Consider the following 498-nt stretch of genomic DNA (forward strand, 5'->3'; position numbering starts at 1 on the left):
TCAGTTGTCCAGGCCTTCCGAAATCAACCGACTGAAGGCGCTGGTCGCGAAACTGCAGCGTATGCAGTTCGGTAAAAGCTCAGAAAAACTTCGCGCAAAAACCGAACGGCGGATACAGGAAGCACAGGAGCGAATCAGCGCACTTCAGGAGGAAATGGCGGAAACACTGGGTGAGCAATATGACCCGGTACTGCCATCTTCCCTGCGCCAGTCTTCAGCCCGTAAACCGTTACCAGCCTCACTTCCCCGTGCCCCCCGGGTCATCCGGCCGGAAGAGGAATGCTGTCCGGCCTGTGGTGGTGAATTCAGTCCACTGGGATGTGATGTGTCAGAGCAGCTGGAGCTTATCAGCAGCGCCTTTAAGGTTATCGAAAAACAACGCCCTAAACTGGCCTGTCGCCGGTGCGACCATATCGTGCAGGCACCGGTGCCTTCAAAACCCATTGCACGCAGTTATGCCGGAGCGGGGCTTCTGGCCCATGTTGTTACCGGAAAGTA

1 protein-coding gene is annotated in these 498 nt (G+C 56.2%); it reads left to right on the forward strand.

What is annotated here, in order from left to right:
• Positions 1-498: IS66 family transposase zinc-finger binding domain-containing protein (locus ACUU1M_RS20575; protein WP_449144793.1), on the forward strand; the 498-nt coding region annotated here is incomplete at both ends.

The organism is Shigella sp. SIG6, from assembly GCF_053555815.1.